This is a genomic window from Alicyclobacillus contaminans DSM 17975, from assembly GCF_000429525.1.
GTDB lineage: Bacteria > Bacillota > Bacilli > Alicyclobacillales > Alicyclobacillaceae > Alicyclobacillus_A > Alicyclobacillus_A contaminans.
The window spans coordinates 42,211-56,881 of record NZ_AUCA01000011.1 but is presented as its reverse complement, the minus strand read 5'-3'; the positions used below and the strand labels follow the sequence as shown (position 1 = coordinate 56,881).

Sequence of the window (14,671 nt, the reverse complement as noted above, 5' to 3'; positions counted from 1 at the left end):
CTCATCACGGAACTGGATGGAAGGAAAAGAGGGGATTGGGATGCCAGAAGTCAATATGACGCCCCGGCAGATTGTAGCGGAATTGGATAAGTACATCGTGGGCCAGAAAGCGGCCAAGCGGGCGGTCGCCATCGCCTTGCGGAATCGCATGCGCCGCGCGAAGCTCCCTCCGTCGTTGCAGGAGGAAGTGACGCCGAAGAACATCTTGATGATTGGCCCAACCGGCGTCGGCAAAACGGAAATTGCGCGACGGCTGAGTAAATTGGTGGGCGCGCCATTCCTCAAGGTCGAAGCCACCAAGTTTACGGAGGTCGGGTACGTCGGACGGGACGTCGAATCGATGGTGCGCGACCTGGTGGAGGCGGCCATCCGTATGGTGAAGGCGGAGCACGCGGAAAAAGTGAAAGCCCAGGCGACGGAACAGGCGGAGCAGCGCATTGTGGAAGCCCTTGTGCCTGATCCCAATGCCAAGCAGACGATGCGCAATCCGTTCGAAATGCTGTTCAGTGGCGGTCAGGGGAACCGGACCGACAGCGGTCCTTCAGAAGCGGTGCGCAGCGAGCGTCGGCGGGTTGCGCACCAACTGGCGATGGGCGAACTGGAGGATCGGCTGATTGAGGTGGATGTCGAGGAGCAGCAGGGCGCGATGCTCGGGTTTCTGCCCGGCATGGGGCCGGAAAGTCTCGGCAACCTGCAGGAAGCACTCGGCAATCTGCTGCCGAAACAAACGAAACGGCGCAAAATGACGGTGCGCGAGGCGCGGAAGGTACTGGCACAGGAGGAAGCGCAGAAGCTGATTGACATGGATGCCGTCACGGCGGAGGCGGTGCACCGGGTGGAGAACCACGGCATCATCTTCATTGACGAAATGGACAAAATCGCGGGTCGAGAAACGAATAGTCGAGACGTGTCTCGAGAAGGCGTGCAGCGGGACATTCTGCCCATCGTTGAGGGTTCGACCGTAGCCACCAAGTACGGGGCGGTCAAAACTGATCACATTCTGTTCATCGGTGCAGGTGCCTTCCACATCGCCAAACCGTCCGACCTCATCCCGGAGCTGCAGGGGCGTTTTCCTATTCGCGTCGAGCTTGAGAGTCTGACACCGGATGACTTTGAGCGAATTCTGAAGGAGCCGCAGCACGCGCTGCTGAAGCAGTACACAGCACTGTTGGAAACCGAGGGTGTCCGGGTTCGCTTTACGGACGAAGCGATTCGCCGAATCGCGGAGATGGCGGAGCAGGTGAACCGGGAAACGGAAAACATCGGAGCCCGCCGTCTGCACACGTTGGTGGAAAAGGTGCTGGAAGACCTGTCGTTCGAGGCCCCCGAGGTACATCTGGAGGAAGTGGTCATCACGCCAGAGTACGTCGATGAAAAGTTGAAGTCGATTGTTGTGAACAAAGACCTCAGCCAATTCATTCTCTGATGTTGAAGGTTTCTTTTCACGTTACCGGACGGTCCGAGGGACCGTCCGTTTCTGTCTGTATGAGACTTTTCGCGTTTCGGCAGGAATTTGACAAGATTCGACGAACATGTACTCCGTGTCATTCGTGACATGGAGGGGTGAGGGAGACCGTGAATTCAGAGATTACAGCGTTTCAGCTGCTTCAGAACGCGATGCAAGCGGCGCAGCTAAGGCAACAGGTATATTCCAATAATATCGCAAATATCGACACGCCCGGATATCATCGACAGGATGTTACATTCGAGTCGTTGTTGCAGAATGCTTTGAACACCTCGACGGTCACCAGTGACACCGGTGAAAAATGGATTCCGCTGAGTCAGAGCTCCCCCAATTGGCAGGCAGCGCTGAATGTTCAGCCGCAGGTGGTGACCGACACCTCGACCACGGTGGACAATAACGGCAACAACGTTGATGTGGACGCGGAAATGGCACGCTTGGCGGAAAATCAGATTCAATATAATGCGCTGGTTCAGGATATGCAGATGCGGTTGGACAGATTGAAAAATGCCATTGACGGTGGTGGAGCGTAATGCTGAACTGGATGCCCAGTCTTGGAATCAGTGCGTCCGGTCTGACGGCGCAGCGACTGCGCATGGACGTGATCGCGAATAACATCGCGAATGCACAGACCACCCGAACACCGGAGGGAGGCCCGTATCGGCGGGAGATGGTGGTGCTGCAGCCCCAGTATGAATCGACATCTTTTCAAAGCGTGCTCGACCAGGTGTCCGGAGGTGGCTCCTTTGGCCAGGCCGGGGTTGAGCCCGCGGGTGTGGCGGTAACCGGCATTGTAGAAGATCCCAGTCCGTTCAAAGTGGTCTATGATCCAACGAACCCCGACGCGGTGAACGGATATGTGCAAATGCCGAATGTGGATATTTCCACGGAGATGGTGGACATGATTTCGGCATCGCGTGCCTACGAAGCGAACGTGACCGCCTTTGACGCGGGCAAACAGATGGCCATGGACGCGCTGTCCTTGGGCAAGTGAGGAGGAAACGCTGAATGGTAACCATCGCAGGCGTATCAAACACAGGTTTGGCCACACCCGCTTCGACTTCGACGTCGGCGGCGGGGTCCGCTGCGGGCAGCGGGTTCGCGGACGCTTTGCAGAATGCGTTGGATCAGGTGAACGCCACCACCAACGAGGCGGATCAATTGGCGTCGTCGTTTGCGGCGGGCGGACCGGTGTCCATTGATCAACTGATGGTGGCTGAGCAGGAGGCCTCGCTCGCGGTGGATATGGTGGTACAGGTGCGCAATCGCGTGGTGAGCGCGTATCAGTCCATCATGAATATGCAGATCTGACGTTTTATGTGAACGGTGTGCAAATGGCACGACACAAACAGACAGAGAGACATCAGGTGATTGATTTTGAACGAGCGGATACGCGAGATTTGGGCTAGGGTGACCCCTTGGTGGGGCAGATATTCCAAGGTGCAGCGGCGCAACATCCTCATCGCAGTTGTGGCGGGGGTGGTGTGCGTTCTCGTTGTGCTTTGGATGCTGTTGAGACCGCACTATGTGACGGTGATGAGTGGCCTCGACGACAAGTCGCTGGGTCAAGTGGATCAAAAATTGCAGGACTTGAAAATCCCTGACAAGATTGAGGGAACCTCGGTGCTGGTGCCGGCCGCGGACGCGGATAAGGCGAGGATTCAACTGGCGATGGCGGGGCTTCCACAGTCGGGCTATATCGGATACAGTTCGGTGCAGAGCTCTTTCGGAATGACATCCGATCAGTTCAATATTCAGGTTTTGGACGCTCTTCAACAGAGTTTGAATCAGACCATTGAGAGTATTGACGGAATTGAGAGTGCTCAGGTGCACATCGTGATGCCGGATCAACAGCTGTTCGTTTCCCAGCCGGACTCGACCGCGAAAGCGTCCGTGTTTGTGCAGTTGGGTCAGGGCGTGCAGTTGACCTCCGCGCAGGTGGCGGGCATACAACAACTCGTCGCACATTCGGTCAAGGGGCTCACCCCGGACAACGTGACGGTGGTTGACCAGAATGGTGTAACCCTGTCGGGTGCGGCAGATGCCAACGCGCCCACGACAGGGGCGTCCACGGAACTTCAGCTGCGCCAGCGGGTGGAGCAGAGCATGCAATCGCAGTTGATGCAGGGGATGAACAGCATCGTTGGACCGGGCAATGCGGTGGTGATTGTGCACGCGAACGTCTCCTTTGACCAGGTCACCTCAACGTCCCACGTGTATCAACCGGTGCAGGGATCGACGACAGGACTCCCGTCCAGCGTGGAGACCGACCGGTCTTCGAGCACAACGAACGGAACGTCGACGGCAGGTGGCGTTGCCGGACAAGCGAGCAGCAATCCGGGGCTGTCCACCTATGCCTCAACCACACCGGGCGGGGGCAATTCGACATCCACGCAGAGCCATACCGTTACCAATTATGACAACAGTTACACAAACACTACCCAGGTCAACGATCCGATGCAGGTGAAGGGCTATACGGTGAGTGTTCTGCTCAATTCGCAGGACAAGCAGTTGACACCTGCGGTGGTGGCCCAGATCAAGAATTTTGTGGCCACATCCATTGGCAACCAGGCCGGTGGTACGAATAACAACATTTCCGTTTCCACAATCCCGTTCCAAAACGGGAGTCAAACGATGTTCCAACAAAAGGGCTCGTCTGCCTGGTTGTGGGGGGGCTTGGGCGCTGCTGCCTTGGCCGCGGCCGCTGGAACGATCGTGTGGAGAAACCGTCGCAAGCGGAAGTTGGAGGAGGCGGATGCGCTGGCGCAAGCGGCGAATATTGAGCCAATTGCGGAGCGGCCGCTGTCTGAGGATGAATTGATCAAGAGTGAGTTGGCGAAGTTGGCGGATAAAAAGCCGGATGAATTTGTCAGTCTGTTGCGTACCTGGTTGGCCAGTGATTGACAGGATGGTGCGAGCGGGAGGTGGGGTATATGCCGCGTGTTAGACAAGGCATGTCAGGACGGCAAAAAGCGGCTATCCTGCTGATCAGTCTGGGACCGGATATTGCTTCCAAAGTGTATAAAGGATTGACCAATGAAGAGGTTGAGCAGTTAACCCTGGAGATCGCGAATTTGCGCAAGGTGGATCTGGAACAACGCGAAAAGGTGGTTCGTGAATTCGCCGACATCGCCCGGGCCAAGGAATACATGGCCATGGGCGGCATTGATTACGCGCGAGAAGTTCTGGAGAAGGCGGTAGGACCCGAGAAAGCGGAACAGATTCTGAACCGCCTGACGGCAACGCTGCAGGTGAAGCCGTTCCACTTCGCGCGCCAGGCAGATCCCAGCCAGTTGCTCAGTTTTCTGCAAGATGAACATCCGCAAACGATGGCGTTGGTGTTGTCCTATCTCGATCCCGCTCAGGCGGCGATGGTGCTCTCCGCACTGCCCAACGACTTGCAGGCGGACGTCGCTCGGCGCATCGCCCTGATGAACGGGACGTCACCGGACGTCATCGCGGAAGTAGAGCAGGTTCTGGAATCGAAGTTGTCCACCATGGCGACCATTGACAATGCCCACACCGGTGGTGTGGATGCGGTGGTGAAGATTCTCAACGGGGTGGACCGCGGCACGGAAAAGTCGATTCTGGAATCTCTGGAGCTTACCGATCCGGAACTGGCGGACGAAATCAAGAAGCGTATGTTTATCTTCGAAGATATTGTCCTGCTGGACAATCGGTCCATTCAACGCGTTATCCGCGATGTGGATCCGAAAGATTTGCAATTGGCGCTCAAGGTCTCCACGGACGAAGTGCGCGAGGTGGTGTTCTCCAATATGTCCAAGCGCATGGTCGAAACGTTCAAAGAGGAAATGGAATTCATGGGGCCGGTTCGCCTGAGGGATGTGGAGGACGCCCAACAGCGGATTGTCGGTGTCATTCGCCGACTGGAGGAATCCGGCGAGATCATCGTCTCTCGCGGTGGAGGAGATGACATCATTGTCTAATGTATTTCGCGCCCAGGACTGGGTTGTCATCTCAGGTGGCACACGAAAAATTCCAAGTCCCGTCATTTTGCGCCGCGAGACGCTCGCGGAGGAACCGGCGGACGAAACCACAGCGGTGCGTTCGGCGGAACTGCTGCAGGCTGCGGAGGAGCAAGCTGCGGCCATTGTGCGGCAGGCAGAGCAGGCCGCCGCGGAACGGTTGGCCGCTGTCGAGCGAGAGGCGGAGGAAATTCGGGAACAAGCGCGAGCGGTCGGCCATCAGGCAGGCTTCGAAGCCGGCTATGCGGAGGGACGAGCGGCAGGTGAAGCCTCCCTGCAAGCACGGATCGACACGGAGTGGACCCGAGCACAGGAGGTGGCGCGGGCTGCCATTGCGGCGCGAGGTCAGTTGATTCTGCAAATGGCTGCGCCGCTGACCGAACTGTGCATGGCGGCCGTGGAACGACTGTTGGCCCGGGAACTGGCGCTTCAGCCTGCGGATATCGCCGGTCTGGTCGACGAGATGCTGCAGGTGGTGAGCGACGCCACGATGCTGGAGGTTCGCGTACATCCGGACGACTACCATTTGGCCTTGGCTGCAGAACCCACATGGCAATCCGGCAGGTACGGCCAGTGGACCATCGGGGTGGTTCCCGACGCCGGCGTAGAGCCAGGGGGCTGCGAGGTGGTGTGGGAATCGGGGAGAGCGGACGGGCGATTGTCCACGAAATTGGATTCGCTGCGGGCGGAACTGACGTCGTTTCTGGAGCGGAGTGTGAAGGAATATGTGGCTTCCGCATTGGGATGACGCGCTCCATCGCGTCCGCAGCGTACCGCGTTATCGGCTCTACGGGCGAGTCACACAGGTGGTGGGCACCACAGTGGAGTCGTTTGGCCCACCCGCCCGACTGGGCGAACTGTGCGAGATCCACTCGGGAGAGGGCGTCAGCTGTTTGGCCGAGGTGGTGGGGTTCCGCGGCTCGCACCTGGTGTTGATGCCGCTCGGCGAACTCTCCAACATCGGAAGAGGCGCGGAGGTGTTGGTGCTGCGGGGCGGACTGCAGGTCCCGTGCGGGGATGGGCTGCTCGGGCGCGTCCTGGACGGCTTCGGGCAGCCGCTCGACGATTTGGGTCCCTTGACGCACGTTTCTCCGCGGCCGCTGCTTGGGGCTCCTCCGCATCCGTTGCAGCGCCCGCCCATTCGGACGCCCCTTCAGACGGGGGTCCGGGCGATTGACGCCATGCTGCCGGTCGGCGAGGGGCAACGGATGGGCATCTTCGCCGGCAGCGGGGTGGGCAAGAGCACGCTCCTATCGATGATTGCTCGCAACACCTCCGCGGACGTGAACGTCATCGCGCTGGTCGGCGAACGCGGTCGGGAAGTTCGCGAATTCCTGGACGATGATCTCGGCGCGGACGGCCTCGCCAAGAGCGTGGTGGTGGTGGCAACGTCGGATCAACCGCCGCTGCTGCGCATCAAAGCCGCGTTTGTCGCCACCACCATCGCGGAGTACTTCCGCGATGCTGGCAAATCGGTGAATCTCATGATGGATTCCGTCACTCGCTTCGCGATGGCCCAGCGTGAAATCGGCCTCGCCGTCGGCGAACCGCCGACCAGTCGCGGCTATACGCCGTCCGTGTTTGCCCTGCTGCCGAAGTTGCTGGAACGGGCGGGAACCGCGCAGGTGGGATCCATCACGGCGTTCTACACCGTGCTGGTGGACGGGGATGACCTGAACGATCCGATTGCGGACGCCGTTCGTGGCATCCTGGATGGACACGTGGTGCTGTCGCGAAGCTTGGCGAATGCCGGTCATTTCCCGGCCATTGACGTGCTGGCCAGCATCAGCCGTCTCTTTCATCGATTGGCGGACGAGCCTCAGAAGGCGGCGGCGATGCGCATCCGCGATTGGATGCAACGGTATCGGGATGTTGAAGATCTGTTGCGAATCGGCGCATATCAGAATGGATTGGACGCAGAGACAGATCGGGCAATTGAACGACAGGAAGCCATTCGCGCGTTTTTGCGCCAAGGGGTGTCCGAAGTGGTTTCGCGGGATGACGCCCTGCGCATGATGGCTGACCTGGCGGGTGGGGTGTGAAGAAATGGATGAACGGTTGGCGGCCCGTTTGATGAAATTGAAAAAGGGTGTTCAGGAATTGGCGGAATACGAATTGGCGAAGGCCACAGAGACGGTCCACGAAACCGCCGCCGCCTACGAGGCCACGGTGCGGCGCCGACAGTCGGCGCAGTCCCATCTCGCCGCCTGTTCGGAGACGCAAGAATTGGAACTTTGGCGCCATTACGTCGACGCGCTGCGGGTGCAGGAGGCTCGGTTGTATGAAACGTGGCAAGCGGCGCTGAATGAGGAACGAGACCGTCGTCGGACCGTTGAGTCTGCTTATCGGGATGTCCGTCGCTGGGAGATGGTCGCGGATGCCGTTGCAGAGCGGGTGAAGAAGTTGCGGGCCGCGGACGAGATGCGGGCGGCCGATGAGCGTGCAGCGCTGATGTTCGGAAGGGGATTGGCTCATGAAAGCTGAGGCGGCGAGCGCGGAACAAGCGCAGCGAAGCATGCCGCGATGGCTGCAGAAGCTCGTGTGGGCTCTACTGGTGGTGGTGGTTCCCATCATCGCGGCGGTAATTATGATTGGGGTGGCGCTGCAGATTGTGGGGGTGCCCGTGTGGCAGACCACCCGTGCTTACTTCGGTGGCGGATCGCACACGGCGTCCGCCCCCGCCACCACCCTGCAAACGCAGTACGACAGCGTTCAGGCGCAAAACCGGGCGCTGCGCACTCAGTTGAGCCAGCTGCAGCAGCAGGTCACTACGCTGCAGCAGCAGAACCAAGCGTTGAGCGCGCAGGTCCAACAGTGGCGCGGTGCCGCGGCCGCGAAACAGGATGCGTTGCAAACGGCCAAGAAGGAGGCGGCCATTCTGCAGGGGATGGATCCAACGGCAGGCGCGGCGCTGCTGGCCAAGATGTCGGTGCAGGAAGCAGCGGCCGCCGTGGCGCAGATGTCGGCCGATGCTTCCGGGCAACTGTTGGCCCAGTTGGATGCTGCGAAGGCGGCGCAAATCTTATCGCAGGCTGCGCAGATTCAGCAGCAAACGTCGACGACGAATTCAACGAATAACTCGACCAACGGGTGACCGTTCTCGGGTTGTGAAAGGAGGTGATGAAAGATGATCAGTAGGAGTGCCGAAGGGGTGCTGCAAGTGAAATCGTCGACCGTCGCGCAGGATAAGCGAAAAAGCCTTCTGTCCGACATCGGGAGCTCGGTGTTTGCGGATTTGTTCCAAGGGTTGACAACCGCGCCGGGATGGCCAGCTAAGACCATCGACAATCCTCGTCAATCATCCGAACACACCGTCGGGATGCAGTCGTCCGCGGAGGCCAAGGGGGTATGGATGAGGGCTGATGGTGCATCACCGCTTGGCCGCACTGCTTCAGCCTCGGCGACCAAGGAAGACCGGGAACCCATCGGCAGCTCGCTTGTGCGACGGAGCGCACCATCCACAGGTACTGCGCGTGTCGCGTTGGCCGCAGATTCAGCGTCGAATGGGGGACAGGCCGCCGAGCAACCAATGGCTTCGGTGCACAACCTCATTCAAGATCACGCCGGGCCGAAGGGGAACACGAAGGATGTGAAGGGAAACCCGACGGATGTGAAGCGGGGCGCGACGGATGCGAAGGGAAACCCGACGGATGTGAAGGGAGACCCGACGGATGTGAAGGGAAACCCGACGGATGTGAAGGGAAACCCGACGGATGTGAAGGGAGACCCGACGGATGTGAAGGGAAACCCGACGGATGTGAAGGGAAACCCGACGGATGTGAAGCGGGGCGCGACGGTCTACGCAGGGAGCGTTGTCCCAGTGCCCAACCCGTCCGTTCCGCGAACGACGAAATCGGAGGAACAGAGCGAAGGTTTGACGGAGCCAGTGAATCCGGGCAGGGCTGGGGCTTCCTCGCGCGTGGCCCATGCACAGACAGATGCGTCGGATCCCGGAAGCCAGGGTGTTGCGCGGCAGCCGACGCTGGGGCAAGATGCCGCCTCAGTGATGACAGGGACAACGGTCGTTGCATCCATGCCATCGATGTCGGTGGCACAGGCGGACAGAACGGTCGGTGCGCAGGGACACAGCGGTCAGACGCTCGGATCGCCGGTGCTGAACGTGAGCCATCCCGCGGCTGGACAGCAGTTCGCCGGACTGGTGGCCGCGCAGGTTGCCGCGGGACCGGGAGAATTAAAGGTGCACGTTCATCCCGAAGGTCTCGGGGACATTTTGGTCACCGTGCAACAGCAGGCAACCGGCGTGCACGTTCGTGTGGAGGGCAATCAGTGGCAGACGGTGCAGTGGCTACAGCAGCAGACGGATGGATTGACGCAATCGATCCGGCAAGCGGGCGTCGATCTCCAGTCCGTGGAAGTCTCGCTGGGACAGGCGAATTTGACACAAGCGGACACCGGCGGTTCGTCCGCGAAGAAACAGCGTCAGCAAACGCCTTCGTTGGCCCAGGTCAGCGGAACGTCCAATGGCGCCTCGTCGTGGAGCGAGTCGTTTCGGCTTCCGGATGCCGCGTCCGATTCGCGGGTGAATTTGACCGTTTAGGAGGGAATGCTCGTGAGCAGCACAACCAGCGCGACGGCACCAGGTGGATCCCTGGACAAAAACGCGTTCTTGCAGTTAATGGTGACGCAGATGCAGTATCAGGATCCGCTGCAGCCGCAGGATAACTCGGAGTTTCTGGCACAGTTGGCGCAGTTCACGTCATTGGAACAGATGACCAATGTGGCGCAGACGGATTCGCAAGTACTGCAGATGGTGGAGTTGAGTTTTGAGCACCAGTTGCTGAATTCTCAGGTGACCGTGACGGATGCCAACGGAAACAGTGTCACGGGAACGGTCAGTGCCATCAAGTTCGTGAATGGCGATCCGCAGCTAGAGATAGGAGGCACTTCGTACCCGCTATCTTCCTTAACAGAAGTGCCCGCGGGTGCAAGCGATACAACGGTGAACACCGGAACGGCGGATGGATCCAATTCAACGGGTGCGACGGATACAACGGCCGCTTCGGAGTGATTGGAAATGCCAAACGAATTCCTTGACAGAATTGCGGGTGTACCATATACACCCGGCGTTCGAACTCCGAACCAGAAATCGACATCAAATACCCAGCATCCCGCGTTTGCGGATGTTCTTGGGCAAGTCGAGCAACTAGGAAGTACCGGCGGGTTGAAAGTCAGTGCTCATGCGAGCGAACGGATTTCGCAGCGCGGGGTGACGATGACGGCGCAAGATTGGTTGCAGGTGAGTCAGGCAGTGGACAGAGCCGAGGCGAAGGGGTGCAAGGACGCCTATGTCCTCTACGGCAACACCGGGTTTGTCGTCAACGTACCGAATCGCACCGTCGTGACGGCGATGGTACACCAAGATCATACGATTGTCACCAACATTGACAGTGTCGTGATGGCGTCGAGGCCGGACCGATAAGGGGGTCTCGCGGTGGGGACTGATTGAACTGCCGCACTGATAAACAGGATGCGCATGATACGCGCGAAACTGAGGAGGAGACGGAAACATGCTTCGTTCCATGTATTCGGCGGTTTCTGGCATGCAAGCGTTCCAAACAAAGTTAGATGTGATTGGCAACAATATTGCCAATGTGGACACAACGGGATTTAAGGCGGGACGTGTGGACTTCAGTGATGTGTTGAGCCAGACCATGACCGCCGGTAGTAGTCCCAGTACCACTAGCGGAGGAACCAATCCACAACAGGTTGGCTTAGGCGTGAAGGTGGCTGATATTCAGACTTTGTTTACACAGGGTGCGGACCAGTCCACCGGAAATCCGTTGGATACGGCTATAAATGGAGATGGGCTGTTCGTCGTGAAAGATGCTAATGGGAACCTCTACTACACCCGCGAAGGCGACTTCACGGTGGATGCAAATGGAAAATTGGTGCTCCCCAATGGCATGTTTGTGCTGGATTCTAGTAAAGCTATTATCAATACGTCCGGTTATAGTGATATTCAGATTGGCCCCGATGGGAGTGTGACAGGCATTGATACCACCACTAATAAGCGACAAACCATTGCAACGTTAGGGCTTGCGACTTTCCCGAACTACGGTGGATTGGAAAAGGTTGGTGACTCTTTGTACGAGCAGTCCAACAACTCAGGTTCCCCGACCATAGGTGCACCTGGGCAAAATAACTCCGGTACACTGGCGAATGGGTACCTGGAAATGTCCAACGTCGATTTGACTCAAGAATTTACGCAGATGATTATTGCTCAACGTGGGTTTGACGCTAACTCAAAAATGATTGGCACGGACAACGCGATTCTGCAGGATGTCGTGAATCTGAAGAACAGCTGAGGCTGAGTGCTGGCCGGCCGCTGGCTGCGGGCGGCCGGCGTGAAGGGCAGGGATTTTGGTGATTGCGTTGACGCGGTTGAACGGCAGTGAACTGTGGCTCAGTCCGCTGCTGATTGAGTCGATGGAACACACGCCGGACACGGTCATCACCTTGACCAACGGTCACAAGTACGTGGTCCGTGAATCGACGCGGGAGATTGCGCAGCAGGTGGTACAGTTCTACCGGTCCATTGGACTGGCGGCGGCCGCCGCAGGGAAGGAAGAGTTAGAGTGAAGAGAGCGTTTCTCGTGATGCTAGCGATTCTAGGGGTGATGGTGATTATTTGTGGGCTCGCGGTGGGCGGTTACTTCTACGTGAAAAGTGCCGCCAAACCGAAAACGCCGCATGCACCCACACCCAGTGAGCTGAAGGCTCTCTTGGTGGATCTACCGGAGAACACCACCAATACGCAGGATGGCCTGATTCAGTTCACGGCGCATCTGCTGGCGGCGAATGACAAGAGCAAAACCGCGGTGACGGACATCTTGCCGATGGTACAGGACGCGGTGAACCAGGCGATGCGTGACTTTACCGACGCCCAACTGAAAACCGCCGATGGGCAGACCAAGCTTGAGCAGGATATTGAAAATCGGGTCAATCACCTGCTTCAGGGCGGGATGAAAATCACCCAGGTGTATTTCTCCACATGGATCGTACAGTGAGGGGGCGTAGTCATGGCTGACGTCCTGTCCCAGGCTGAAATTGACGCGCTGTTGTCGGCATTGACCAGCGGCGAGGTGAACGCCGAGGAGATCCGCGATGCCGGAGACTCGAATCACGTGCGAACGTACGATTTTCGCCGAGCGATGCGGTTCTCGAAAGATCACATTCGAATCATCCGGCGTATTCACGAACACTTCGCCCGGTTGCTCGCTACCAGCTTATCCGGACAACTTCGAGCGGTCGTGCAGATTCAGGTTGAGTCGGTGGATCAGGTGCCGTATGAGGAATTCATTCGGTCCATCCCCACACTGACGGTGATCCAGGTTATGGAATTGCATCCGCTCCAGGGCAAGGCCGTCATGGAGATGAATCCGCAGGTGGTATTTGCGCTGCTCGACCGACTTTTGGGCGGTGTGGTGAAGGGACCGTACAGGGAACGGGAATTGACGGAAATTGAGCACGCGCTGCTGCTCCGCGCGCTCGGCTCAACCACCGATTTTTTGGCCGAAGCGTGGCGGAACGTGGGCGAGTTGTCACCGGAACTCCTGTCGATTGAAAGCAATCCGCAGTTCTTGCAGTTGACCACACCGAACGAGACGGTGCTGGTGGTGACGATGAGTGCGAAAATCGGATCGGCGAGCGGACTCATCAACCTGTGCATCCCGCATGTGACGATTGAACCGTTGATTCCGAAATTGAGCACTCAGTACTTCATGGACAGCGGGAAGGTCCGGCGGTCCAGCGATCGCCCGGAGGTTCCGCGTTTGCAGCGCCACCTGCTCGGAAGTTCCGCAGAAGTTTCCGTGGTCCTCGGAGAAGCAGAGCTCACATTGCAGGAGTTGTTGGATATTCAGGTCGGAGACGTGATTCCATTGAACACACCGATTGGCAGTCCGCTCAATGTCTTGGTGAATGACGTGCCCACACTGTTGGGCAGCATTGGGACCCGGCGTAACAAATACGCGGTTCAAATTTTGGGAGACGTGAAGGAGGTGAGCGGCGATGACCGGGGACATGAAGCTGTCACAGGATGAGATTGATGCGCTGTTGGGCCGGACCTCCGAATCCTCGTCGTCCGAGTCATCTATGGAGACGGAGACCCTGACGGAGGCCGAACGCGATGCGCTCGGTGAAGTGGGAAACATCGGGTTTGGGTCCGCTGCGACCTCGTTGTCCACGCTGCTCAATCAGCGAGTGGAGATTACCACGCCCACGGTGTCCGTGATGAAACCAGAAGACATTCCGACCGACTTCCCGCGCCCCTACGTGATGGTGACCGTCGAGTACACCGAAGGGCTGTCGGGAACGAACGCGTTGGCGGTGGAGGTGTCGGACGCCAAAACCATCGCCGATCTGATGCTCGGCGGTGACGGCCGCAACACCGACGTGGAACTGAACGAACTGCACTTGAGTGCCGTGGCGGAAGCGATGAATCAGATGATGGGTGGCGCGGCGACGGCCATGTCGCAGATGTTCGGCATGCCCATCAATATTTCGCCGCCGACCGTCCAGTTTGTGGACATGTCCAATCCTACACAGCAGGATCTCGGATTCGACTCGACCATCGTCAACACTGCGTTTCGGCTGAAGGTCGGGGATCTCATTGATTCTCATCTGATGCAATTGGTCCCGTTGCACTTCGCCAAGCAGATTCTTGGATTGTTGGGGAGTGCCGGGGATTCGGCGGATTCGGCACCTGCGTCCACACCGGCTGACGCTGCCCCACAGGCAGTGGGCGCACAGACGCCCGTCGATGCAATACCATCGCAAGTGCCTGCGTCTCCTGCGGCCCATGGGCTGGAAGAAGCGGCAGCAGGGTTGGCGACAGCACCAGCCAAGCCGGTTCGGCCGGTGTCCGTCCAGAGCCCGGAGTTTGTGGATTTTGGCGACAGTGCATCCAAAGCGCAGTCACCGCGAAATTTGTCGCTGTTATTCGACGTAAATTTGAATGTCACCGTGGAACTCGGCAGGACAAAGAAAACGATTCGCGAAATTCTCGAGTTGACGCCGGGTTCCATCGTCGAATTGGACAAGCTGGCCGGTGAGCCGGTGGATATCCTGGTGAACAATAAGCGGATTGCCATTGGCGAAGTGGTGGTGATTGACGAAAACTTTGGAGTGCGCGTGACCGATATTCTGCATCCGGCGGACCGGGTGAAGCAACTACAGTAATCACAAAGAATCACAGCAAACG

At 58.4% G+C, this 14,671-nt stretch carries 18 protein-coding genes; all 18 read left to right on the top strand.

Annotated elements, in window-relative coordinates; translation table 11 throughout:
- Window positions 1-40 precede the first annotated feature (40 nt).
- The 18 genes from hslU (at window position 41) to fliY (ending at window position 14,649) form a co-directional block, all read left to right on the top strand.
- Entirely contained in the window at window positions 41-1,426 is a 1,386-nt protein-coding gene (hslU, locus tag G463_RS0106370; RefSeq protein WP_026974494.1) for an ATP-dependent protease ATPase subunit HslU, read from the top strand.
- Between the two features lie 149 nt (window positions 1,427-1,575).
- On the top strand, window positions 1,576-1,995 hold the full coding sequence (gene flgB, locus G463_RS0106365) for a flagellar basal body rod protein FlgB (protein ID WP_245575711.1): 420 nt from the start codon (window positions 1,576-1,578) through the stop codon (window positions 1,993-1,995).
- 2 nt (window positions 1,996-1,997) lie between these two features.
- Window positions 1,998-2,456, top strand: coding sequence for a flagellar basal body rod protein FlgC (gene flgC, locus G463_RS0106360; RefSeq protein ID WP_026974492.1), 459 nt, complete (start codon window positions 1,998-2,000; stop codon window positions 2,454-2,456).
- Between the two features lie 14 nt (window positions 2,457-2,470).
- Window positions 2,471-2,773 carry a flagellar hook-basal body complex protein FliE gene (fliE, locus tag G463_RS0106355; protein WP_026974491.1) on the top strand — a complete coding sequence of 101 codons (303 nt, stop codon included), beginning with the start codon at window positions 2,471-2,473 and terminating at the stop codon, window positions 2,771-2,773.
- A gap of 66 nt (window positions 2,774-2,839) precedes the next feature.
- Window positions 2,840-4,366 carry a flagellar basal-body MS-ring/collar protein FliF gene (gene fliF / locus G463_RS0106350; protein WP_245575710.1) on the top strand — a complete coding sequence of 509 codons (1,527 nt, stop codon included), beginning with the start codon at window positions 2,840-2,842 and terminating at the stop codon, window positions 4,364-4,366.
- Window positions 4,367-4,395: 29 nt separating this feature from the next.
- Entirely contained in the window at window positions 4,396-5,409 is a 1,014-nt protein-coding gene (gene fliG / locus G463_RS0106345) for a flagellar motor switch protein FliG (RefSeq protein ID WP_026974489.1), read from the top strand.
- On the top strand, window positions 5,402-6,196 hold the full coding sequence (locus G463_RS0106340) for a FliH/SctL family protein (protein ID WP_026974488.1): 795 nt from the start codon (window positions 5,402-5,404) through the stop codon (window positions 6,194-6,196). Before fliG ends, G463_RS0106340 begins: the two co-directional genes overlap by 8 nt.
- A complete protein-coding gene (locus G463_RS19150; RefSeq protein ID WP_035486035.1) occupies window positions 6,174-7,490 on the top strand; it encodes a FliI/YscN family ATPase in 1,317 nt (438 codons plus the stop codon). The genes G463_RS0106340 and G463_RS19150 overlap by 23 nt, the downstream gene beginning before the upstream one ends.
- 4 nt (window positions 7,491-7,494) lie before the next feature.
- A complete protein-coding gene (locus tag G463_RS0106330; protein WP_026974487.1) occupies window positions 7,495-7,932 on the top strand; it encodes a hypothetical protein in 438 nt (145 codons plus the stop codon).
- Complete coding sequence (locus G463_RS0106325) at window positions 7,922-8,542, top strand: magnesium transporter MgtE N-terminal domain-containing protein (RefSeq protein WP_026974486.1); 621 nt, start codon at window positions 7,922-7,924, stop codon at window positions 8,540-8,542. The genes G463_RS0106330 and G463_RS0106325 overlap by 11 nt, the downstream gene beginning before the upstream one ends.
- Window positions 8,543-8,575: 33 nt before the next feature.
- A complete protein-coding gene (locus G463_RS21640; RefSeq protein WP_051322010.1) occupies window positions 8,576-10,006 on the top strand; it encodes a flagellar hook-length control protein FliK in 1,431 nt (476 codons plus the stop codon).
- Window positions 10,007-10,018: 12 nt separating this feature from the next.
- Window positions 10,019-10,477: a flagellar hook capping FlgD N-terminal domain-containing protein gene (locus G463_RS19140; RefSeq protein ID WP_051322009.1), complete on the top strand. Its 459-nt coding sequence runs from the start codon at window positions 10,019-10,021 to the stop codon at window positions 10,475-10,477.
- A 6-nt stretch (window positions 10,478-10,483) separates the two neighbouring features.
- Window positions 10,484-10,888 (top strand): TIGR02530 family flagellar biosynthesis protein, encoded by a 405-nt coding sequence (locus G463_RS22200; RefSeq protein WP_156900107.1) that lies wholly within the window; start codon window positions 10,484-10,486, stop codon window positions 10,886-10,888.
- Window positions 10,889-10,976: 88 nt separating this feature from the next.
- Entirely contained in the window at window positions 10,977-11,774 is a 798-nt protein-coding gene (locus tag G463_RS0106305) for a flagellar hook-basal body complex protein (protein WP_026974485.1), read from the top strand.
- A gap of 58 nt (window positions 11,775-11,832) precedes the next feature.
- A complete protein-coding gene (locus tag G463_RS0106300; RefSeq protein WP_026974484.1) occupies window positions 11,833-12,048 on the top strand; it encodes a flagellar FlbD family protein in 216 nt (71 codons plus the stop codon).
- Entirely contained in the window at window positions 12,045-12,476 is a 432-nt protein-coding gene (locus tag G463_RS0106295) for a flagellar basal body-associated FliL family protein (protein ID WP_026974483.1), read from the top strand. The genes G463_RS0106300 and G463_RS0106295 overlap by 4 nt, the downstream gene beginning before the upstream one ends.
- A gap of 12 nt (window positions 12,477-12,488) precedes the next feature.
- Entirely contained in the window at window positions 12,489-13,511 is a 1,023-nt protein-coding gene (gene fliM, locus G463_RS0106290; RefSeq protein ID WP_026974482.1) for a flagellar motor switch protein FliM, read from the top strand.
- Window positions 13,480-14,649, top strand: coding sequence for a flagellar motor switch phosphatase FliY (fliY, locus tag G463_RS0106285; RefSeq protein WP_026974481.1), 1,170 nt, complete (start codon window positions 13,480-13,482; stop codon window positions 14,647-14,649). The genes fliM and fliY overlap by 32 nt, the downstream gene beginning before the upstream one ends.
- The last annotated feature ends 22 nt before the right edge of the window (window positions 14,650-14,671 follow it).

What these genes read in the sequence shown, in the direction of transcription:
- hslU (WP_026974494.1), top strand. Translation starts at nt 41, where the DNA reads ATGCCAGAAGTCAATATGACGCCCCGGCAGATTGTAGCGGAATTGGAT.
- fliE (WP_026974491.1), top strand. Translation starts at nt 2,471, where the DNA reads ATGGTAACCATCGCAGGCGTATCAAACACAGGTTTGGCCACACCCGCT.
- fliG (WP_026974489.1), top strand. Translation starts at nt 4,396, where the DNA reads ATGCCGCGTGTTAGACAAGGCATGTCAGGACGGCAAAAAGCGGCTATC.
- G463_RS19150 (WP_035486035.1), top strand. Translation starts at nt 6,174, where the DNA reads ATGTGGCTTCCGCATTGGGATGACGCGCTCCATCGCGTCCGCAGCGTA.
- G463_RS0106330 (WP_026974487.1), top strand. Translation starts at nt 7,495, where the DNA reads ATGGATGAACGGTTGGCGGCCCGTTTGATGAAATTGAAAAAGGGTGTT.
- G463_RS0106325 (WP_026974486.1), top strand. Translation starts at nt 7,922, where the DNA reads ATGAAAGCTGAGGCGGCGAGCGCGGAACAAGCGCAGCGAAGCATGCCG.
- G463_RS21640 (WP_051322010.1), top strand. Translation starts at nt 8,576, where the DNA reads ATGATCAGTAGGAGTGCCGAAGGGGTGCTGCAAGTGAAATCGTCGACC.
- G463_RS22200 (WP_156900107.1), top strand. Translation starts at nt 10,484, where the DNA reads ATGCCAAACGAATTCCTTGACAGAATTGCGGGTGTACCATATACACCC.
- G463_RS0106305 (WP_026974485.1), top strand. Translation starts at nt 10,977, where the DNA reads ATGCTTCGTTCCATGTATTCGGCGGTTTCTGGCATGCAAGCGTTCCAA.
- fliM (WP_026974482.1), top strand. Translation starts at nt 12,489, where the DNA reads ATGGCTGACGTCCTGTCCCAGGCTGAAATTGACGCGCTGTTGTCGGCA.
- fliY (WP_026974481.1), top strand. Translation starts at nt 13,480, where the DNA reads ATGACCGGGGACATGAAGCTGTCACAGGATGAGATTGATGCGCTGTTG.